A 22,741-nucleotide genomic window follows, 5' to 3' on the forward strand; every position below is an offset into this window, starting at 1 on the left:
GCCTGCGATGGCGTCATCGAGACCACCCAGGCTTACGCTTCTGTACAAACGCCTGCGTCCCCTCAATCCCTTCCTCACTCGTCACCGCCTCGGCAAACCACTGCGCGGCCTGATCCAACAGCGGGCCCACCGGTTGTTCCACACTGGCGAGCAACAGCGCTTTAGTCCGCGCATTCGCCCCCGGCGCACAGCGCAACACCTGCCCCAGCACCTCATCCAATCGTTCCGCCAATGCTTGTGCATCGCGCTCGACGTAATGCACCACGCCCAACCGCTCAGCCTCAACCCCATCAAAGCGCGCCGCCGTCAGCGCCAGTCGGCGTGCCTGGGTCAAGCCAATGCGCTTGACCACAAACGGCGCAATCTGCGCCGGCAACAAGCCCAGGCTGGTCTCAGGTAGCCCGAACTGCGCCTGGTGGTCGGCAATCGCGATATCACTCACGCACGCCAGCCCAAAGCCGCCGCCCAGCACCGCGCCTTGCAGCACCACGATCACCACTTGCGGCACGGCTTCGACGGCTTGCAGCAGGGTGCCGAAGGCGCGGTTCAGCGCCGGCAACTGCCCGCCCGCCATGACCATGTCTTTCACATCCGCCCCGGCACAGAAGTGCCCACCGGCGCCGCTGATCACCACGGCGCGCACCTGGCTGTCCAATTGTGCCAATACCGACCGCAGTTCGTTGACCATCTCCAGGCTCATCGCATTGCGGCTGGCGGGGCGGTTAAGGGTGATGTGCAGCACGCCGTTGTGCGGCTCGAGCAGCAGGGTGTTCATGATTTTTTCCCGGGCAGGGTGCCCATCAATTTGCAGATGATGCCCAGCATGATTTCGTCGGCGCCGCCGCCAATCGACACCAGCCGCACATCACGGTAGGCGCGGGCCACCGGGTTGTCCCACATAAAGCCCATGCCGCCCCAGTATTGCAGGCAGCTGTCGCTGACCTCACGGCCCAGGCGCCCGGCCTTGAGTTTGGCCATGGAGGCCAGTCGCGTCACATCCTGGCCTTTGATGTATTGCTCGGTGGCCTGGTAGACCAGCGCGCGCAGGCATTCGATTTCGGTGGACAGCTCGGCCAGGCGAAAGTGGATGACCTGGTTGTCGATCAGCGCCTTGCCGAAGGTCTGGCGCTCTTTGCAGTATTCGATGGTGCTGTCGATACAGTGCTCCAGGCCCTTGATCATATTGGCCGCGCCGAACAGGCGTTCTTCCTGGAACTGCAGCATTTGCATCATGAACCCTGCGCCTTCGTGGCCGATGCGGTTGCGTTGCGGCACGCGCACACCGTCGAAAAATACTTGGGCGGTCTCGGAGCTGTGCATGCCGAGCTTTTCCAGCGGCGGGCTGACGCTGATGCCAGGGGTGGTCATTGGCACCATGATCAGTGATTTGTTGATATGCGGCTTGTCGTCGGAGGTGTTGGCCAGCAGGCAGATAAAGTCGGCGCTGGGCGAGTTGGTGATCCACATTTTGCTGCCGTTGATCACGTAGTCGCCGCCGTCCTTGCGCGCGTGGGTTTTAAGCCCCGCCACGTCGGAGCCAGCGCCGGTTTCCGAGACGCCGATGCAACCCACTTGCTCGCCGCTGATGGCCGGGCGCAGGAATTCGTCGCGCAGTTCATCGGAGCCGAAGCGGGCGAGGGCGGGCGTGCACATGTCGGTTTGCACGCCGATGGACATGGGGATGCCGCCGCAGCGGATGGTGCCGAATTCTTCAGCGGCGACAATGGAGTAGCTGTAGTCCAGGCCCATGCCGCCGAATTGTTCCGGCTTGGAAATGCCCAGCAGGCCGAGGTCGCCGGCCTTGCGGAAAATTTCGTGAATGGGGAAGCGCCCGGCTTTTTCCCACTCGTCCACGTGCGGGTTGATCTCGCGGTCGACGAAGGCACGCACGGTGCGGCGCAGTTCCTGGTGTTCCTGGGTGAAGATCATTGTTGTTGTTCTCCTTGTTGGGACGCGGAGCGTCCTTGGCTGCGTTACCACGCGGAGCGTGGGAACGATCAGCGCGCTACACCAAAGCTGTTGGGCTGCAGTTGGCGCACCTCGGCCTCGTGGCAGATATCCAGCAAGAACCCCAATAGCGTGCGGGTATCGCGTGGATCTATCAGCCCGTCGTCCCACAGGTTGGCGCTGCCATAGAGGGCGGTGGACTGGCTGTCGAGTTTCTGCGCGGTGACCTGTTCGAGCATGTCCAGCACCTTGGGGTCGGGCACCAGACCGTCCTTCAATTGCTTGGCCTCAGTCACGATGCGCAGCACCTTGCCCGCCTGCGCGCCGCCCATTACCGCCGTGCGGCTGTTGGGCCAGGCAAAGATAAAACGCGGGTCCAGGCCACGGCCGCACATTGCATAGTTGCCCGCGCCATAAGAGCCGCCGACCACCACCGTGAGTTTAGGCACCCGCGCATTGGCCACCGCCTGAATCATCTTTGCGCCGTGCTTGATCACGCCTTGTTGCTCCGACTCGGTGCCGACCATAAAGCCGGTGGTGTTGTGCAGGAACAGCAGCGGCGTGCGGCTCTGGTCGCACAGTTGGATAAATTGCGCCGCCTTGCTCGCACCCTTGGGGGTGATAGGGCCGTTGTTGCCGATCACACCGACGGCGCGGCCCTGGATATGCAAGTGGCCGCAGACGGTGTGGGCGTCGAACTCGCCTTTGAACTCCAGAAAGTGCGAGCCGTCGGCCAGGCGTGCGAGGATTTCGCGCACGTCGTAGGGCTTTTTCGGGTCATCGGGGATCAACCCCAGCAACTCGTCGATAGGATACAGCGGCTCCTTGTAAGCCCGTTGTGGAGCGGGTGGCAGGCGATCATCCCACGGCAGCAGGCTGACGATTTCGCGCACGATGCGCACGCCATCGGCATCGTTTTCCGCCAGGTACTCGGCCGTGCCGGCGGTTTGCGCGTGCATCTCGGCGCCGCCCAATTCCTCATCGGTAGCCACTTCGCCGGTGGCGGCCTTGAGCAGCGGCGGCCCGGCCAAAAACAGCTTGGCCTTGCCGCGCACCACCACCACGTAATCCGACAGCCCCGGTTGATACGCGCCGCCCGCCGTGGCCGAGCCGTGTACCACGGTGATCTGCGGCAAGCCCATGGCCGACATGCGCGCCTGGTTGGCGAAGCTGCGTGCGCCTTCGACGAAAATCTCGGCGGCGTAATTGAGGTTGGCACCGCCGCTTTCCGCCAGGGTCACCACCGGCAGTTTGTTTTCCATGGCGATCTGTTGCAGACGCAGGGATTTTTTCAGGCCGGACGGCGAAATGGTGCCGCCCTTGATCGCGCTGTTGTTGGCCACAACCAGCATGCGTACGCCGCTGACGTAGCCGATACCGGCGATCAAGCCGCCTCCGGCCGCGCTGCCGTCTTTGTCATCGTGGAGTTTGTAGCCGGCCAGGCTGGCCAATTCCAGAAACGGCGCGCCGGGGTCCAGCAGCAGGTTGAGGCGCTCGCGGGGCAACAACTGGCCGCGTTTGTCGAACTTGGGTTTGGCTTCCTGTGCTTTGGCGAGCAGGTTGTGCTCCAGTTGGCGCAACTGTTGGATGCTTGCCAGCATGGCTTCACGGTTGTGCGCGAACTGTGGGCTGTGGGCGTCGATCAGGCTTTCAATCACCGGCATGGTTCAGTGCTCCGTCTTCAGCACATCGGGCAAATACGCGCGGTGGAAACCGTTGAACGGCTCGCTCGGCGGCTGCGCCTTGTGCAGCGGCCAGGCGCGGCTGCCCAGGCTGGCAGCGCCGTCGATGCGCAAGGTACTACCGCTGATAAACGCGGCGGCGGGGCTGAGCAAAAACACGATGGCCGCGCTGACTTCCGATTCGGTGCCGATGCGCTTGAGCGGCACGTGCTCACGCAGGGTGGGGATCACTGCCTTGAACGCGCCTTCGTAGGTGTCCATGCCGCTGGACGCAATCCAGCCCGGCGCCACGGCGTTGACGCGTACACCGGCGTAACCCCATTCGAAGGCGGCGGTCTTGGTAAAGTTGTCCATGCCTGCGCGTGCAGCACCCGAGTGGCCCATGCCGGGCATGCCGCCCCACATGTCGGCGAGCATGTTGACGATGGCGCCGCCGTGCTTGTTCATCGACTGGTTGAACACTTCACGGGCCATCAGGAAACCGCCCACCAGGTTGGTGCGCAGTACGGTTTCAAAGCCTTTTTGATTGATCGAAGCCACTGGCGACGGGTATTGGCCGCCGGCGTTGTTCACCAACCCATGGATCGGCCCATGCTCGCGGATGATCTGCGTGACCAGCGCTGTCACTGCTTCTTCATCGCGAATATCACAGGCCTGCCAATGCGCGGTGCCGCCGTCTTCGGCGATTTCGGCGGCCACCTGTTGCAGCTTTTGCGGCTTGCGCCCCACCAGTATCACACTGGCACCAAGGGCCGCCAGTTCATGGGCGGTGCAGCGGCCAATGCCACTGCCGCCGCCGGTGACTATCACGGTTTGCCCCTGGAACAGGTCGGCTTTGAAGATCGAGTCGAAGGCCACGGCGACGGTCCTTTAGGAGAGTTGATCGGCTATGTGTTGCGGCACGGCGATGGGGATTTCCAGCAACTGCTGGGCGAAGGCCTTGCCTTGCGGGTCGATGCGCAGGCTGGCGATGCCGCCGCCGCCCAGGGCGTTTTCCAGCAGGAAATTCAAGCTGTGGCTGCCGGGCAAGTACCAGCGCTCGACACGGCCGTGAAGTGGGTCGAGCACGTGGCTCATCCAGTCGACGATCACCTCCGGGGTCAGCGCTTCGGCGATCCAAGGCAGGTAGTTGGGGTGGCGGGCGATTACGCCGATATTGCTGTGGTTGCCCTTGTCGCCGGAGCGCGCCACGGCCAGTTTCACCAGGGGCACACTGGCGTCCGCGCGGCCTTCGGGTTTGGGTGGATCAATCGGCGCGGCGGGTGTGCGCATCGGCGCTGATGAAGGCAATGCAACGGCGTGACGCGCGCCTTGGAAGTCGACCTGCGGTGCGCAGGATGATTTGTCGACCAGGAATGAAAACAGCCGAATCAGCGGGTACACCGTCGGTCGCCCGCCGACAATGCCGGTCAAGCCGGGTGCCATGCCGGTCGCCGCCTGGGCGATCTCGCGGGCGAATAGCACCAAGGCCTGTTTGCTGGGGTGGCGTACCGCCAATTTCACCACCACCTCGCGGCAATCCTGGCGCTGGGCGTGGGCACCGTAGGTGGCTTCGCTGCCGAGCAGTTCAATGTTTACCTCGGTGTAAGGCGCCCAGCCGCGTTGGCTGAACAGTTCCGAGGTCTTGTTGATGATCGCCTGGCTGACTCGCTCGGCCTTGGCCACCGCGTCGATCCCGGCAATCAGGCAACTGGCGGTGCAACGGAAACCGTCGGGGTAAGTGGCGCTGACCTTGTACTGGTCGGTGGGCGGTAAACCCTTGGCGCCGTGCAGGCGCACGCAGTTTTGGCCTTGCTGCTGCAGGTTGACCTGGCTGAAATCGCAGATCACATCGGGCAGTAAATACGCGCGCGGGTTGCCGATTTCATACAGCAACTGTTCGGCCACGCTGAGTTCGCTGATCAGCCCACCGGTGCCGGCGACTTTATTCACGCTGAATTGGCCGTCGGCGCTGACTTCGACGATGGGAAAGCCGATGTGCTCGTAGTCCGGTACATCACGCCAATCAGTGAAGTTACCGCCGCTGCACTGCGCGCCGCATTCGATGATATGCCCGGCGAGCGCAGCTTGAGCGAGGCGGTCGTAGTCCTGCCACGACCAGTTGAATTCATGCACCAAGGCGGCGCTGACCACGGCGCTGTCGACCACGCGCCCGGTAATCACAATATCGGCGCCCAGCGCCAGTGCCTGAGCAATGCCGGGTGCACCGAGGTAGGCGTTGGCCGAAACGCACATCGGCGGCAGGGGCGCGCCGTTGAACATATCGGTAATGTTGTGCAATTGCTTGAGTTGAGGTTGCAGGTCGTCGCCCAGCAGTACGGCGATTTTCAGCGGCACACTGGCCTTGTCGCAGGCCGCTTGCAGGGCGGCGGCGCAGGCGTGCGGGTGGATGCCGCCGGCGTTGCTGATCACACGGATGCCCTGGCGCTGGATCTCCCCCAGCAACGGCGTGAGCACCTCGACAAAATCCGTGGCGTAACCGGCCTGGGGATCTTTCATCCGCGCACCGGCAAGGATCGACATGGTGACTTCCGCCAGGTAGTCGAACACCAGGTAATCCAGGGCGCCGCCGTGCACCAATTGGGCGGCAGCCGTGCAGGTGTCGCCCCAGAAGGCGCTGGCGCAGCCGATACGAACCGTCTTGCTCATGAGAAATCCTTCCTCTGATGGCTGGTGTCGAGACTACCAAGCAAGCGCTTGGTTTGTAAACGGTTGAGATAAGTTTTGCCCAAGCGCTTGCTTGGCTGGCGGCCACGGCCTAAATTGCCGCCCAAGACGTCAGTAGAGATGAAGGAGAGCAGCATGGATGAGCAAAAAGCCCTGCGGGTGATGCGCACCATGGTCGACGGCGGCCAGTTGACCGACCCCGACAGTGCCCGGGGCAAGTTGCTGCAAACCGCGGCTCACCTGTTTCGCAACAAGGGTTTCGAGCGCACGACCGTGCGTGATTTGGCCAGTGCCGTGGGCATTCAGTCCGGCAGTATCTTTCATCACTTCAAGAGCAAGGACGAGATCCTGCGTGCCGTGATGGAGGAAACCATCCACTACAACACCGCGATGATGCGCGCATCACTTGAAGAGGCCAGCAACGTGCGTGAGCGCGTGCTGGCGCTGATCCGCTGCGAGTTGCAGTCGATCATGGGTGGCAGTGGCGAGGCGATGGCAGTGCTGGTCTATGAATGGCGTTCGCTGTCGGCTGAAGGCCAGGCTCAGGTGCTGGCGCTGCGCGATGTGTATGAGGACATCTGGCTGCAGGTGCTGGGCGAGGCCAAGACGGCGGGTTACATCAGGGGAGATGTGTTTATCACTCGACGCTTCCTGACCGGCGCCTTGTCCTGGACCACCACCTGGTTTCGCGCCGAAGGCAGCCTGACCCTCGAGCAGTTGGCCGAGGAGGCGCTGTTGATGGTGCTTAAAGCTGATTGAGGCGCAAGCTATTAATTTGCCGACGGAAAGTTGTCTCCCCTGACAAAAACGCCTAGCTTATTGCCATCAGAGTGTTAAACGGTGTGTGCCTCAATGTTTTCGCCATGGCGGCTGGCTGCAGGACTGACTATATGGGCACTGGGCACCGCGTGGTGGCTGCCGGCGTCGGCCGCGCAATTGGTCAGGATCGGCGCCGCGCACTTCCCGCCCTACACCGTTCGGCCCGAGCAGGGCGCCGATACCGGTTTGTTGCCGCAACTGGTCGAAGCCCTGAACGCTGCGCAAACCGACTACCAGTTTGTGTTGGTGCCGACGTCGATTCCACGGCGCTTTCGTGATTTCGAGCAAGGTCGGGTCGACATGGCCATCTTCGAAAACCCCGACTGGGGTTGGCAGGATATTTCCCACACCAGTGTCGACATGGGGTTGGAAGATGCAGAAATCTTCGTCGCCCAACGTAAGCCCGGCCGCGACCAAAGCTATTTCACCGACCTCGCCGGTAAGCGCCTTGCAGTGTTCAGCGGTTATCACTACGCCTTTGCCGGTTTCAACCCCGACCCCAAGAACATGGCCGAACACTTCAACGCCACATTGACCTACTCCCATGACAGCAACCTGCTGATGGTGGCGCGCGGGCGTGCCGATATTGCGCTGGTCACGCGTTCGTACCTGAGCGACTTCATGGTGCGTAATGCGGACATGGCCGGGCAGTTCCTGGTCTCGGAGCGGATTGACCAGGTGTATCACCACTACGCGCTGGTACGGCCCAAAGCGCCGATCACCGGCGCGGCGTTCGCCGAGCTGCTCAAGCACCTGCGTGAGAGCGGGGAGATGTTGAAGATCTTCGAGCCGTATCGCATTGATGTGAGGCCGGTGCCCTGATTATCTGCGTTGAGCAGGCCTGTTGTGGCCACCTGGCTTGTTGTGGCAAGCAGGCTTGCCCTGCGTTGGGCTGCGAAGCGGCCCCAGTAAGGCCACCGCGCTCTTCCAATTAGGACCGAGTGTCCGGTTTTAGGGCCGCTTCGCGCCCCAACGCAGGGCAAGCCTGCTCGCCACATATCTCTACAGCTTCACACCCTGCGTGCAAACGTATCGCTATGGCTGCCCGACACCTTGCGGCAATGCACCAGCGCATCACGAATCATGAAGTTCACCAGGGTTGGCGATACGCCCAACTCCTTGGCGATGTCCTTTTGCGGCACGCCGTGCAGACGGTACATCTCGAACGCATAGCGGGTGCGCTGGGGCAACTCCGTCAGGGCGTCAGCGATGTTTTCCAGGGTGTTGAAGTTGATATGCGAAGTTTCCGGTGAAGCGCCGTGAATGACCACATTCAAGCCTTCCTCTTCCGTCCCCGAATATTTGAGCTCCAGGGCCTGCTTGCGGTAGTGGTCGATCGCCAGGTTGCGCACGATCTGGAACAGATAACTCAATTGAGCCTTGAACGACGAGGTGATGGTCGGCGCTGATTGCAGCCGAAAGTAGGCGTCCTGCACGACGTCTTCGGCGCGCGAGCGGCAACCGGTAATCCGGGCGGCGATCTTCACCAAAATAAGTCGATTGTCGACGAATGCCTGCAAAAGGGGTGAGTCGCACCTGCCTGTGGATACTTGTTCCGTCATGGAAATCACCTTGTCGCGAAAGAGTTAGGGGAGGGCGTCCTTGCTGAGGCCTCCTACACATCGGGCAACAAATTATGCTTAATGATAATGATTGTCAAATGAGAAGACGAACTAATCTTATGCTTTCTTGTTCGCTGTGAACTACGCCTCCCTCGCTCCCGGCGACTAATTATTTGCCCGGGCCGTCCGTTCTTCTGGGTGACAGGCCCGTTAGCCAACGGCCAAGGATCAGCACCCGCAGGAGGGCGAAATGGGTTTTTATCGTGCAGGCAGCGTTTTTCAGTTTGGAGACCGCGATCAATGAGCGTTTCCACGCGATTGCGCCTGTTCTGCCTGCCCTATTCGGGGGCCAGCGCGATGGTCTATGCACGCTGGCGCCGGGCTCTGCCTGACTGGTTGCAGGTGTGCCCGCTGGAATTGCCGGGCCGCGGCATGCGCATGGATGAGCCGTTGCAGCGCGATATCAAAACCTTGGCCGCGCAGCTTGCCGACGAGATCGGTCGTGACCTGGGCAGCCCCTATGCCTTGTTCGGCCACAGCCTGGGCGGCCTGCTGGCATTTGAAATGGCGCATGCACTGAAGGCACGCAATCTGCCTGCGCCGCTGGCGTTATTTGCTTCCGGTACCGCCGGCCCGGCGCGCCGCGATGTGAGCGAATACGCCATCGAAAAGACCGATGAACAACTGATCGCCCGCCTGCGCGAACTGCAGGGCACCGCCGAAGAGGCGCTGGCCAACCCGGAATTGATGCAGTTGATGCTGCCGATTCTGCGCGCCGACTTCCTGTTGTGCGGCAGCTTCATCTATGGCGAGCGCGCGCCACTGGGCATGCCGATCCATGTGTTTGGCGGCAAGCAGGACAGTGTGCGCGCCGACCAGTTGCTCGACTGGCAACTGGATGCCGCCAGCGGCTTCTCCCTGGATATGTTCGACGGCCACCACTTCTTCCTCGTGCAGCACGAAAGCGCGGTGCTGCGCTGCCTGCGTCGCTATGCCGACGAGCACCTGGCCCGCTGGCGCAATGATGCGGCGCGCCAACTGGCTGCCGTTTAGCACGGCCCTAATTCCCGATTTTCCCGTAAGCCGATTTCAGGCAGGAACCCCATGATGGACGCCTTCGAACTTCCCCGCACCCTGGTCCAGTCCCTTCAACACCGCGCCGCGCAGACCCCGGACCAGGTGGCCCTGCGCTTCCTTGCCGAATCCGCCGCCGACAGCGTTGTGCTCAGTTACCGCGACCTAGACCAGCGCGCCCGCACCATCGCCGCCGCCTTGCAGGCCAATGCGGCATTGGGCGACCGTGCGGTGCTGTTGTTCCCCAGCGGCCCGGATTACGTCGCGGCGTTCTTTGGTTGCCTGTACGCTGGGGTCATCGCGGTGCCGGCCTATCCGCCGGAGTCGACCAAGCGCCATCATCAGGAGCGGCTGCTGTCGATCATCAGCGATGCCGAGCCGCGCCTGCTGCTGACCATCGCCTGCCTCGCCGACGGCCTGGCGCAGATCGAGAACGCGCCGCCGGTATTGAGCGTCGATACCCTGCAGAGCGCTGGCAATTGGGTCGAGCCCGCGCTGCAAGCGGACGACATCGCCTTCCTGCAATACACCTCCGGCTCCACCGCGCTACCCAAGGGCGTGCAAGTCAGCCACGGCAACCTGGTGGCCAACGAAGTGCTGATCCGTCGCGGCTTCGGCATTGATCTGCACCCGGATGATGTAATCGTCAGCTGGCTGCCGCTGTACCACGACATGGGCCTGATCGGCGGCTTGCTGCAACCGATCTTCAGTGGCGTGCCCTGTGTGTTGATGTCGCCGGCGTACTTCCTCGGCCGCCCATTGCGCTGGCTGGAAGCGATCAGCGAATACGGTGGCACCATCAGCGGCGGGCCGGATTTCGCCTATCGCCTGTGCAGCGAGCGGGTCAGTGAAACCGCGCTGGAACGCCTGGACTTGAGCAAGTGGCGCGTGGCGTATTCGGGCTCCGAGCCGATCCGCCTCGACACCCTGGAACGTTTCGCCGAGAAGTTTGCCGTTTGTGGTTTCACCTCGAATAATTTCTTCGCCTCCTACGGGCTGGCCGAGGCGACGTTGTTTGTCGCCGGTGGCACCCGTGGTCAAGGCATCCCCGCGTTGCGTGTGGATGAACAGGCGCTGGCCGCCAACCGCGCTGAACCGGGGCAGGGCAGCGCGATCATGAGTTGCGGCACGAGCCAGCCGGAACACGCGGTGCTGATCGCCGATCCGCACACCCTCACCGAATTGCCCGACAACCGTGTCGGCGAACTCTGGGCCGCCGGCCCCAGCATCGCCCACGGCTACTGGCGCAACCCCGAGGCCAGCGCCAAAACCTTTGTACAACACGCGGGGCGCACCTGGCTGCGCACCGGCGACCTGGGCTTTATCCGCGACGGCGAGGTGTACATCACCGGTCGCCTCAAAGACCTGCTGATCGTGCGCGGCCACAACCTGTATCCGCAGGACATCGAGCAGACCGTCGAGCGCGAAGTCGAAGTGGTGCGCAAGGGTCGGGTAGCGGCGTTTGCCGTGAATCACCAAGGCCTGGAAGGCATCGGCATCGCCGCAGAAATCAGCCGCAGCGTGCAGAAAATCCTGCCGCCGGAGGCCTTGATCAAGGCGATTCGCCAGGCGGTGGCCGAGGCCTATCAAGAAGCCCCGAGCGTGGTGGTGTTGCTCAACCCCGGTGGCTTGCCCAAGACCTCCAGCGGCAAGGTGCAGCGTTCGGCGTGCGCGCTTCGTCATGCCGATGGCAGCCTCGACAGCTATGCGCAGTTCCCGAGTCTGCAAGCCCAGGCCAGTGATGCGCTGCTTGAATCCGAGCTGCAAAAACAGATTGCAGCGATCTGGTGCGAGCAGTTGCAGGTCGCAACCGTGGCGGCCGATGACCACTTCTTCCTGCTCGGCGGCAACTCCATCACCGCCACCCAGGTGGTCGCGCGCCTGCGTGAAAGCCTGGGCCTGGAGCTGAACCTGCGCCTGCTGTTCGAGGCGCCGACGCTTTCGGCGTTCGCCGCCAATGTGGCGCAATTGCAGCAAGACGGCGGCATTGCCCAAGGCGCGATCCAGGCCTTGTCACGCCAGGCAGACTTGCCGCAATCCCTGGCACAGAACCGCCTGTGGATCACCTGGCAACTGGACCCGCACAGCAGCGCCTACACCATCCCCGGCGCCCTGCGGTTGCGCGGCGAGCTGGACGAAGATGCGGTGCGCACGAGCTTCCAGCAGTTGATCCTGCGCCACGAAGCCCTGCGCACGCGCTTCTATGAACGCGATGGCCAAGCCTTCCAGCGCGTCGAGGCAAACACCGGTTTCGAGCTGCAAGTGATCGACCTCAGCGACCTGCCAAGCGCCGAACGCGAAGCCCGCGCGCAGCAGATCCGTGAAGACGAAGCGCGCACCCAGTTCGACCTGGAAAAAGGCCCGTTGCTGTGGGTGACGCTGGTGCGCCTGGACGATGAAGATCACCAACTGCTGGTGACCTTGCATCACATCATCGCCGACGGTTGGTCGCTGAACATTCTGATCGACGAATTCTCGCGTCTGTATGCCGCCGCAACCCAAGGCCAAACCCTGGAACTGCCGCCACTGGCCCTGCAATACGCCGACTACGGCAGTTGGCAGCGTCAATGGCTGGCCGAAGGCGAAGGCCAGCGGCAATTGGCCTATTGGCAGGCGCAATTGGGTGATGAGCACCCGGCCCTGAGCCTGGCCACCGACCATCCACGCGCTGCGCAGCACACCCACAGTGCCTCGCGCCATAGCGTGCGCTTGAACGCAGCGCTCAGCGAAGCCATTCGCCAGGCCGCTCAAGCCCATGAGTCCACACCGTTCATGCTGTTGCTGGCGGCGTTCCAGAGCCTGCTCTACCGCTACAGCGGCCAGCGCGATATCCGTATCGGCGTGCCCAATGCCAACCGTCCGCGCCAGGAAACCCAAGGCTTGATTGGCTTCTTCATCAATACCTTGGTGCTGCGCGTTGAGCTGGACGGGCGCCTGCCATTCAATCAGCTGTTGGCTGCCACGCGCCAGGCTGCGCTGGGCGCCCAGGCTCACCAGGACCTGCCCTTCGAACAATTGCTGGAAGCCTTCCCCCAGGCCCGCGAACAAGGCCTGTTCCAGGTTATGTTCAACCACCAGCAGCGCGACTTGAGCGCCTTGCGCCGCTTGCCGGGCATGCTTGCCGATGAGCTGCCATGGCACAGTCGCGAAGCCAAGTTCGACCTGCAACTGCACACTGAAGAAGACCGCAACGGGCGTTTGAGCCTGGCGTTCGACTACGCCGATGAGCTGTTCGACAGCGCGACCATCCAGCGCCTCGCCGAGCACTTCATCAACCTGCTGCACGCGGTGTGCGAGCAGCCGGAGCACGCCATCGGCGACCTCAAGCTGATGCACACAGACGAGCAGCAGCCATGGAGCGAAGCCCCGTGTGCCCCGGCCCGGCAGTGGCTGCCCGAGCTGCTCAGCCAACAGATCTCTGACAACACCGCACTGGTCTGGCAAGGCGGCAGCCTGACCTTCGCCCAACTGCACACCCAGGCCAACCGCCTGGCCCACTACCTGCGTGACAAGGGCGTCGGCCCGGATGTGTGCGTGGCCATCGCCGCCGAGCGTTCGCCGCAGCTGCTGATCGGTCTGCTGGCAATCATCAAGGCCGGTGGCGCCTATGTGCCGCTCGATCCGGATTACCCCGCCGACCGCCTGGCCTACATGCTCAAGGACAGCGGCGTACACCTGTTGCTGAGCCAAACCGCAGTGCTTGAACTGCTGCCGGCCACCGAAGGCGTGTGTGTGATCGCCATGGACAGCATGCACCTGGACAGCTGGCCGACCCAGGCGCCGGGCCTGCACTTGAATGGCGACAACCTCGCCTACGTCATCTACACCTCCGGCTCCACCGGCCAGCCCAAAGGTGTGGGCAATACCCATGCGGCCCTGGCCGAGCGCTTGCAGTGGATGCAGGCCACCTATCAACTCAACGACACCGATGTGCTGATGCAAAAGGCGCCGATCAGCTTTGACGTGTCGGTGTGGGAGTGCTTCTGGCCACTGATCAGCGGCTGCCGCCTGGTGCTGGCCGGCCCTGGCGAACATCGTGACCCGCACCGCATTGCGCAACTGGTACAGGAACACGGCGTGACCACGCTGCACTTTGTGCCGCCGCTGCTGCAGCTGTTTATCGATGAGCCGTTGGTGACTGAGTGCACCAGCCTGCGGCGTCTGTTCTCCGGCGGTGAAGCCTTGCCTGCCGAGCTGCGTAACCGCGTATTGGCGCAGCTGCCGGCGGTGCAACTGCACAACCGGTACGGCCCGACTGAAACCGCGATCAACGTGACCCACTGGCATTGCCAGGTTGCGGATGGCGAACGCTCGCCCATCGGCCGGCCGCTGGGCAATGTGATCTGCCGCGTGCTGGATGAGCAACTCAACCCATTACCGGCCGGTGTGCCGGGCGAACTGTGCATCGGCGGCATCGGCCTGGCGCGCGGCTATCTTGGCCGCGCCGGGCTGACCGCCGAGCGTTTTGTGGCTGACCCGTTGGGCGCACCCGGCACACGCCTGTACCGCACCGGTGACCGTGTGCGTTGGAGCGCAGATGGCGTGCTCGAATACCTGGGCCGCCTTGATCAGCAGGTCAAGCTGCGTGGGTTCCGTGTGGAGCCTGAAGAAATCGAAGCACGGATGCTGGCGCTGGACGGCATCGCCCAAGCCGTGGTGCTGGTGCGTGATGCGCAGTTGATCGGTTACTACACCGCGCCTGCGAAGCTTACCGAGCAGGAGGTAAAAACCGCCCTGGCCGCCGAGCTGCCGGAGTACATGGTGCCCACCTTGCTGATGCGTCTGGACGCCATGCCCCTGAGCCCCAGCGGCAAACTCGACCGCCGCGCATTACCAGAGCCTGTGTGGCAAACCCGCGAGCACATCGAGCCTGCAACGCCGTTGCAGCAGCAGATTGCCGCGATCTGGCGCGAAGTGCTGGGCTTGCCACGTATCGGCCTGCGCGACGACTTTTTTGCCCTCGGCGGCCACTCGTTGCTGGCCACGCAAATCATCTCCCGCACCCGCCAGGCCTGCGACGTCGAGTTGCCGTTGCGCAGCTTGTTCGAAGCCAGCGAGCTGGGTGCGTTTGCCGAGCAAGTGGGCGCGATCCAGGCTTCGGGCCAACGCAATCAGCAAACCGCTATCGCCCGGGTCGACCGCAGCGCGCCGGTGCCGCTGTCCTATTCCCAGCAGCGCATGTGGTTCCTCTGGCAGATGGAACCCAACAGCCCGGCCTACAACGTCGGCGGCATGGCGCGTCTGCGCGGCGTGCTGGATGTGGGGCGTTTTGAGGCGGCGTTGCAAGCCTTGATCATGCGTCACGAAACCCTGCGCACCACCTTCCCGAGCGTCGATGGCGTGGCGTACCAAAAGGTTTCGCCGCAAACCGGCATGCGCATGGGCTGGCAGGATTTCTCCGCGCTCAATGAAACCGAGCGTCAGCAGCGCCTGCAAGATTTCGCCGATCAGGAAGCTCACACGCCGTTCAACCTGGAAACCGGGCCGCTGTTGCGGGCCTGCGTGGTCAAGGCCGGCGAGCAGGAGCACTACTTCGTGCTGACCCTGCACCATATCGTCACCGAAGGCTGGGCCATGGACATCTTCGCCCGTGAGCTCGGCGCGCTGTACGAGGCGTTTATCGACGAACGCGACTCGCCGCTGGCGCCGCTGGCGGTGCAATACCTCGACTACAGCGTGTGGCAGCGCCAGTGGCTGGAGGCTGGCGAGCGCCAACGCCAACTGGACTACTGGACTGCTCAACTGGGCCATGAGCATCCTTTGCTCGAACTGCCCGCCGACCGCCCACGGCCGCCGGTGCAAAGCCATCAGGGCGAGTTGTACCGTTTTGATCTGAGCGATGACTTGGCCGCTCGCGTGCGCGCCTTTAACGCCGAACGTGGCCTGACGTTGTTCATGACCATGACCGCCACCCTGGCGGTGCTGCTCTACCGCTACAGCGGCCAGACCGACCTGCGCATCGGCGCGCCGGTGGCCAACCGCATTCGCCCGGAAAGCGAAGGGCTGATCGGCGCATTCCTCAACACCCAGGTGCTGCGTTGCCAGCTCAATGGGCAGATGAATGTGGCCGAGTTGTTCGAGCAGGTGCGCCATACCGTGATCGAAGGCCAGTCTCACCAGGACTTGCCATTCGATCATCTGGTGGAAGCCCTGCAACCATCGCGCAGCGCGGCATATAACCCGCTGTTCCAGGTGATGTGCAACGTGCAGCGCTGGGAATTCCAGCAGAGCCGCCAACTGGCGGGCATGACCGTCGAATACCTGGTCAACGATGCGCGGGCGACCAAGTTCGATCTCAACCTGGAAGTCACCGACCTCGACCATCGGCTGGGTTGCTGCCTGACCTACAGCACCGATCTGTTCGACGAGCCGCGTATTGCGCGGATGGCCGCACATTGGCAAAACCTGTTGGAAGCGTTGATCGCCAACCCGCAACAGCGTCTGAGCGAGTTGCCCTTGCTGACGGCCACTGAGCAGCGCGCCTTGCAGAGCAGCCTGGGTATCGAGGCGGGTGAACACCGCCTGGATCAGTGCATTCACCCGCTGTTCAGCCAACAAGCATTGGCCCGCCCCGATGCAGCGGCGTTGACCTTTGCCGGGGTGACGCTCAGCTATCGCGAACTGGATGAACGCGCCAACCGCCTGGCCTGGATGCTGCGCGAGCGCGGCGTTGGCCCGCAGGTGCGGGTCGGCCTGGCGCTGCCGCGCTCGCTGGAAATGGTCATCGGCCTGCTGGCGATCCTCAAGGCCGGCGGCGCTTATGTGCCGCTGGACCCGGAATACCCGCTCGACCGCCTGCACTACATGATTGAAGACAGTGGCATCGGCCTGCTGCTCAGTGATGCGGCGATGTTCGAAGCCCTTGGCGAATTGCCGGCGACGGTCGCGTGCTGGTGCCTGGAAGATGACTTGCCGGTGTTGGCCAATTACCCTGCCGCCGAGCCGCCCTTTATCAGCCTGCCGCAACATCAGGCGTACCTGATCTACACCTCCGGCTCCACGGGCAAGCCGAAGGGCGTGGTGGTGTCCCACGGTGAAATCGCCATGCATTGCCAGGCGGTGATCGAGCGCTTTGGCATGCGCGCGGATGATTGCGAGCTGCACTTCTACTCCATCAACTTCGACGCCGCCACCGAGCGTCTACTGGTGCCGCTGCTCAGCGGTGCGCAGGTGGTGTTGCGCGCCCAAGGCCAATGGGATGCCGAAGAAATCTGCGCACTGATCCGTGCCCATGGCATCAATATCCTCGGCTTCACGCCAAGCTACGGCAGCCAATTGGCGCAATGGCTGGCGACCCGGCAACAGACTTTACCGGTGCGCATGTGCATCACCGGCGGCGAGGCGCTGACCGGCGAGCACTTGCAGCGGATTCGTGCGGCGTTCCAGCCCGAGCTATTTTTCAACGCCTATGGCCCGACCGAAACCGTGGTGATGCCGCTGGCCAGCCTGGCGCCGCACGTGTTGGAAGAAGGCGCCGCCAGCGTGCCGATCGGCAGCATCATCGGCGCTCGCGTGGCCTATATCCTCGATGCCGACCTGGCGCTGGTGCCACAAGGCGCGACCGGTGAGTTGTATGTGGGCGGCGCCGGTCTGGCCCAGGGTTATCACGAACGTGCGGGCATGACGGCCGAGCGGTTTGTCGCCGATCCGTTTGCTGCCGATGGCGGCCGTTTGTACCGCACCGGCGACCTGGTGCGCCAACGCGCCGATGGGTTGGTGGAGTACCTGGGCCGTATCGACCATCAAGTGAAGATTCGCGGTTTCCGCATCGAGCTGGGTGAAATCGAAACGCGCCTGCTGGAGCACGCAGCCGTGCGCGAAGCAGTGGTGCTGGCGCTGGATTCACCCAGTGGTAAACAGCTGGCGGCGTATCTGGTCAGCGACGCCGACCCTGCCGCCTTGCGTGATGCACTCAAGGCGCACCTCAAGGCGCAACTGCCGGACTACATGGTGCCCGCGCACCTGATCGTGCTCGACAGCATGCCGCTGACCGCCAACGGCAAGCTCGACCGACGCGCCTTGCCGCAGCCGGATCCTACGGCCAATCGCCAAACCTACGTGGCGCCACGCAATGAGTTGGAGCAAAGCCTGGCGGCCATTTGGTGCGCGGTATTGAACGTGCAGCAAGTCGGCCTGGACGATAACTTCTTTGAGCTGGGCGGTGACTCGATCCTGTCGATCCAGGTGGTCAGCCGTGCGCGGCAGGCCGGGATTCATTTCAGCCCACGGGATTTGTTCCAGCACCAGACCGTGCAAACCCTGGCCGCCGTGGCTACGCGCTCCGAGCAAGTGACAGCCGAGCAGGGGCTGCTCACCGGCAGCTCGGGCCTGACGCCGATCCAGCATTGGTTCTTTGATACCGAGATCCCCAACCGTCAGCACTGGAACCAGGCATTGCTGCTCAAGCCGCTGCAATTGCTGGAGCCCCATCGCCTGGAGCAAGCACTGCTGGCGGTGCTGGAGCATCACGACGCCTTGCGCCTGAGCTTCTCCACGCGCGACGCACACTGGCATGCCGAGCACCTGGCCGTGCCCCAAGGCGGTGTGCTGATGCAGGCGCAAGTGCGCGATATGCAGGCCTGCACTGAGCTGTTCACTGACACCCAACGCAGCCTCGACCTTGAGCATGGCCCGCTGTTGCGCGCCTTGCTGGTGGACGGCCCGCAAGGCCAGCAACGCCTGCTGATTGTGATTCATCACCTGGTGGTAGACGGCGTGTCGTGGCGCGTACTGCTGGAGGACCTGCAAACGGTTTACCGCCAGTTGAGCGACGGCCAGTCCGTCAGCCTGCCCGCCAAGACCAGCGCATTGCGCGATTGGGCCGCGCGTCTGCGCGCTTATGCCGGCAGCGAATCCCTGCGCGAAGAGTTGAGCCTGTGGCAAGACCAACTGGCCGGTCCTGCGGTGGAATTGCCAGTGGCGCGTCCACAGGGTTCACTGCGCAATGGCGAGGCTGAGACCGTCAGCGTGCGCCTGGGTGCCGACCATACCCGACAGTTGCTGCAACAGGCGCCGAGCGCGTATCGCACCCAAGTCAACGACCTCCTGCTGACCGCCTTGGCCCGCGTGCTGTGCCGCTGGACGGGGCACGCCTCGACCTTGATCCAACTGGAAGGCCATGGCCGTGAAACCCTGTTCGATGAAATCGACCTGACCCGCAGCGTCGGCTGGTTCACCAGTGCTTACCCGTTGCGCCTGACACCGCAAGCCGGGCAGGGCGACTCGATCAAGGCCATCAAGGAACAACTGCGCGGCGTGCCGCACAAAGGCCTGGGTTATGGCGTGCTGCGTTACCTGGCGGACGATCAGTGCAAACAGACCATGGCTGCATTGCCAACGGCGCAGATCACCTTCAACTACCTCGGCCAGTTCGACCAGAGCTTCGGCGCCGATGCACTGTTCCACCCGCTGGATGAATCGGCGGGCCTGGCCCACGACCCGGATGCGCCGCTGCCCAACGAGCTGAGTGTCGACAGCCAGGTGTACGGCGGTGAGTTGCTGCTGCGCTGGACCTTCAGCCGTGAGCGCCATGACCCACAGACCATCCGTGAACTGGCGGATGGGTACTTGAGCGAGCTGCAAAGCCTGATCGCGCATTGCCTCAACGACGAGGCGGGTGGCCTTACGCCGTCCGACTTCCCGTTGGCGCACCTGACTCAATCGCAGCTCGACAGCCTGCCGGTGCCGGCCAACGTCATCGAAGACGTCTACCCGCTGACGCCAATGCAGGAAGGCCTGCTGCTGCACACCTTGCTGGAGCCGGGCACCGGCCTCTACTACATGCAGGACCGCTACCGCATCAACAGCGCCCTCGACCCCGAGCGTTTCGCCCAGGCCTGGCAGGCGGTGATCGCCCGGCATGAAGCCTTGCGTGCGTCGTTCTGCTGGAACGTCGGCGAGGACATGCTGCAGGTGATCCACAAGCCGGGCAGCACGCCGATTGAGTATCTGGATTGGAGCCATGACCCCGAATCCGAGCAGGAGCCGCGCCTGCAAGCCTTGCTCAAGGCCGAGCGCGAGGCCGGTTTTGATCTGCTCAACCAGGCGCCGTTCCACCTGCGGCTGATCCGCGTGGGCGAGGCGCGCTACTGGTTCATGATGAGCAACCACCACATCCTGATCGATGCCTGGTGCCGCTCGTTGCTGATGAATGATTTCTTCGACATCTACATGGCCTTGGGCGAGGGCCGCGATACACAATTGGCCACGCCGCCGCGCTACCGCGATTACATCGCCTGGCTGCAACGCCAGAACCTCAATGAAGCGCGCCAGTGGTGGCAACAGAACCTGCAAGGGTTCGAGCGCACCACGCCGATCCCGAGCGACCGGCCATTCCTGCGTGAACACGCAGGCCACAGCGGCGGCATGGTGGTAGGCGATTGCTACACCCGCCTGGATGCCCGCGACGGTGCGCAATTGCGCGAATTGGCCCAGGCCCATCAACTCACCGTCAACACCTTCGCTCAAGCGGCGTGGGCCTTGGTGCTGCGGCGTTTGAGCGGTGATCGTGATGTGCTGTTTGGCGTCACCGTCGCCGGGCGGCCGGTGGAGATGCCCGAGATGCAACGCACTGTCGGCCTGTTCATCAACAGCATCGCGCTGCGGGTGAAACTGCCGGAAGACGACCAGACTTGCAGTGTGCGTCAGTGGCTGAGCGGCTTGCTCGACAGCAATATGCAACTGCGCGAATACGAATACCTGCCGCTGGTGACTATCCAGGAACACAGCGAATTGCCTAAAGGCCAGCCGCTGTTCGACAGCCTGTTCGTGTTTGAAAACGCACCGGTGGAAGTCTCGGTGCTGGACCGTGCGCAAAGCCTGAATGCCACCTCGGACTCCGGCCGCACCCACACCAACTTCCCGCTGACGGCCGTGTGTTATCCGGGCGATGACCTCGGCTTGCACCTGTCCTACGACCAGCGCTATTTCGATGAAACCACCGTGCAAGGCATGCTGGGCGAGTTCAAGCGCCTGCTGCTGGCGTTGGTGCAGGGCTTCCATGGCGACATGGCGGACTTGCCGCTGATCGGCGAGCAGGAGCGGGCGTTTCTGGTCGACGGCTGTAACCAGAGTGAGCATGACTACCCGCTGGAACGCAGCTATGTCGAGTTGTTCGAAGTGCAGGTGGCGCAACATCCGCAGCGCATCGCCGCCAGTTGCCTCGACCAGCAATGGACCTACGATGAATTGAACCGCCGCAGCAACGGCCTGGGCTACGCGCTGATCGAGGCCGGTGTCGGGCTGGATCAGCCGGTGGCGCTGCTGGCCGAGCGTAACCTGGATTTGCTCGGCATGATCATCGGCAGCTTCAAGGCCGGTGCCGGTTACCTGCCGCTGGACCCAGACCTGCCAAGCCAGCGGCTGAACCGCATCATCGACCTGAGCCGCACACCGTTGCTGGTGTGCACCGAGGCGTGCCGCGAGCAGGCGATTGAATTGCTGGACGGCACTGACTGCCAGTTGCTGGTATGGGAAGAAGTGCCCGGCCGTGGCGAAAACCCCGGCATCTACAGCACGCCGGATAACCTCGCCTATGTGATCTACACCTCCGGCTCCACGGGGTTGCCCAAAGGTGTGATGGTGGAACAGCGCGGCATGCTCAATAACCAGTTGAGCAAGGTGCCGTATCTGCAACTGAGCGAGACAGATGTGATCGCGCAGACCGCTTCGCAGAGTTTCGATATTTCTGTGTGGCAGTTCCTCACCGCGCCGCTGTTTGGCGCGCGGGTGGATATTGTGCCGAACACCATCGCCCATGACCCGCAGGGTTTGTTGGCGCACGTGCAGGCCCAAGGTATTACCGTGCTGGAGAGCGTGCCGTCGCTGATCCAGGGCATGCTCGCTCAAGAACGCATGAGCCTGGACGACTTGCGCTGGATGCTGCCGACGGGTGAAGCCATGCCGCCGGAGCTGGCGCACCAGTGGTTGCTGCGTTACCCCGAGATCGGCTTGGTCAACGCTTATGGCCCGGCGGAGTGCTCGGATGATGTGGCGTTCTTCCGCGTTGACCTGGCGTCGACCCGTGGCACGTACCTGCCGATTGGCACGCCAACCGACAACAACCGCTTGTACCTGCTTGATGGTGCGCTGGCGCTGGTGCCGCAAGGTGCGGTGGGCGAGTTGTGTGTGGCAGGCACGGGCGTAGGGCGTGGTTATGTCAGCGACCCATTGCGCACCGCCCAGGTGTTTGTGCCGAACCCGTTCGGCGCGCCGGGCGAGCGGCTATACCGCACCGGCGACCTGGCGCGTCGGCGCAGTGATGGTGTGCTGGAATATGTCGGGCGTATCGACCATCAGGTGAAGATTCGCGGTTATCGCATCGAACTGGGTGAAATCGAAGCGCGCCTGCATGAACAGCCGGATGTGCGGGATGCGGCGGTGGGTGTGCAGGAAGGCGTCAACGGCAAGCATTTGGTGGGTTACCTGGTGGCGACGGATGCAGCGCTGAATCCGGGTGAGCGCCTGGACCGCATCAAGCAACGCCTGCGCGCGGAGCTGCCGGAATACATGGTGCCGCTGCACTGGTTATGGCTTGACCGCCTGCCGCTGAACGCCAATGGCAAGCTGGACCGCAACGCTCTGCCGGCCCTGGAGATTGGCCAGTTGCACAGCCAGGATTACCTGGCGCCACGCAACGAACTGGAAGCTACCCTGGCAGCGATTTGGGCTGAGGTGTTGAAGGTCGAAAGGGTCGGCGTGCAGGACAACTTCTTCGAGCTGGGGGGGCATTCATTGCTGGCCACGCAGATTGCTTCGCGGGTGCAGAAAACCCTGCAACGGGATGTGCCGCTGCGGGCGATGTTCGAATGCAGCACGGTGGCGGAGTTGGCCGAGTATATCGACGGCCTGGCGGCCAATGAGATCAGTGCAGAGAAGGTCGATCGGTTGAGTGATCTGATGGCGGAGCTGGAGGGTTTGTAACTGATCGTTCCCACGCTCTGCGTGTGAATGCAGCCCAGGACGCTCTGCGTCCCAAAGCGTGACGCAGAG

Annotated in this window: 10 protein-coding genes; 4 read left to right on the forward strand and 6 right to left on the reverse strand. The window is 63.1% G+C overall.

The features are described 5' to 3' along the window. Positions 1-13 precede the first annotated feature (13 nt). From AOA62_RS13655 to AOA62_RS13675, 5 genes are all read right to left on the reverse strand, one after another. The gene (locus AOA62_RS13655) at positions 14-775 is read right to left on the reverse strand and encodes an enoyl-CoA hydratase/isomerase family protein (protein WP_099548896.1); all 762 of its coding nucleotides are present in this window, start codon (positions 773-775) and stop codon (positions 14-16) included. Next, positions 772-1,929 carry a citronellyl-CoA dehydrogenase gene (gene atuD / locus AOA62_RS13660; protein WP_017134976.1) on the reverse strand — a complete coding sequence of 386 codons (1,158 nt, stop codon included), beginning with the start codon at positions 1,927-1,929 and terminating at the stop codon, positions 772-774. The genes AOA62_RS13655 and atuD overlap by 4 nt, the downstream gene beginning before the upstream one ends. A 68-nt stretch (positions 1,930-1,997) precedes the next feature. Beyond that, positions 1,998-3,611, reverse strand: a complete 1,614-nt coding sequence (atuC, locus tag AOA62_RS13665) for a geranyl-CoA carboxylase subunit beta (RefSeq protein ID WP_017134977.1) — start codon at positions 3,609-3,611, stop codon at positions 1,998-2,000. Positions 3,612-3,614: 3 nt separating this feature from the next. Beyond that, positions 3,615-4,487 (reverse strand): SDR family oxidoreductase, encoded by an 873-nt coding sequence (locus AOA62_RS13670; protein ID WP_099548897.1) that lies wholly within the window; start codon positions 4,485-4,487, stop codon positions 3,615-3,617. A 12-nt stretch (positions 4,488-4,499) separates the two neighbouring features. Then, positions 4,500-6,278 (reverse strand): acyclic terpene utilization AtuA family protein, encoded by a 1,779-nt coding sequence (locus tag AOA62_RS13675; RefSeq protein ID WP_099548898.1) that lies wholly within the window; start codon positions 6,276-6,278, stop codon positions 4,500-4,502. A 153-nt stretch (positions 6,279-6,431) separates the two neighbouring features. On the opposite strand from AOA62_RS13675, the gene AOA62_RS13680 reads away from it, so the two are divergent. Both AOA62_RS13680 and AOA62_RS13685 read left to right on the forward strand, forming a co-directional pair. Beyond that, positions 6,432-7,055: a TetR/AcrR family transcriptional regulator gene (locus AOA62_RS13680; protein ID WP_099548899.1), complete on the forward strand. Its 624-nt coding sequence runs from the start codon at positions 6,432-6,434 to the stop codon at positions 7,053-7,055. Positions 7,056-7,148: 93 nt separating this feature from the next. Next, a complete protein-coding gene (locus tag AOA62_RS13685) occupies positions 7,149-7,937 on the forward strand; it encodes an ABC transporter substrate-binding protein (protein WP_017134981.1) in 789 nt (262 codons plus the stop codon). 188 nt (positions 7,938-8,125) lie between these two features. On the opposite strand, the gene AOA62_RS13690 is transcribed toward AOA62_RS13685, so the two are convergent. Next, entirely contained in the window at positions 8,126-8,677 is a 552-nt protein-coding gene (locus tag AOA62_RS13690) for an RNA polymerase factor sigma-70 (RefSeq protein ID WP_005789991.1), read from the reverse strand. Between the two features lie 300 nt (positions 8,678-8,977). On the opposite strand from AOA62_RS13690, the gene AOA62_RS13695 reads away from it, so the two are divergent. Then, positions 8,978-9,730, forward strand: coding sequence for a thioesterase II family protein (locus tag AOA62_RS13695; RefSeq protein ID WP_099548900.1), 753 nt, complete (start codon positions 8,978-8,980; stop codon positions 9,728-9,730). Between the two features lie 51 nt (positions 9,731-9,781). Next, entirely contained in the window at positions 9,782-22,672 is a 12,891-nt protein-coding gene (locus tag AOA62_RS13700) for a non-ribosomal peptide synthetase (RefSeq protein WP_099548901.1), read from the forward strand. Positions 22,673-22,741 lie beyond the last annotated feature (69 nt).

It is taken from the genome of Pseudomonas sp. 2995-3 (assembly GCF_002742565.1).
Lineage (GTDB): Bacteria > Pseudomonadota > Gammaproteobacteria > Pseudomonadales > Pseudomonadaceae > Aquipseudomonas > Aquipseudomonas edaphica.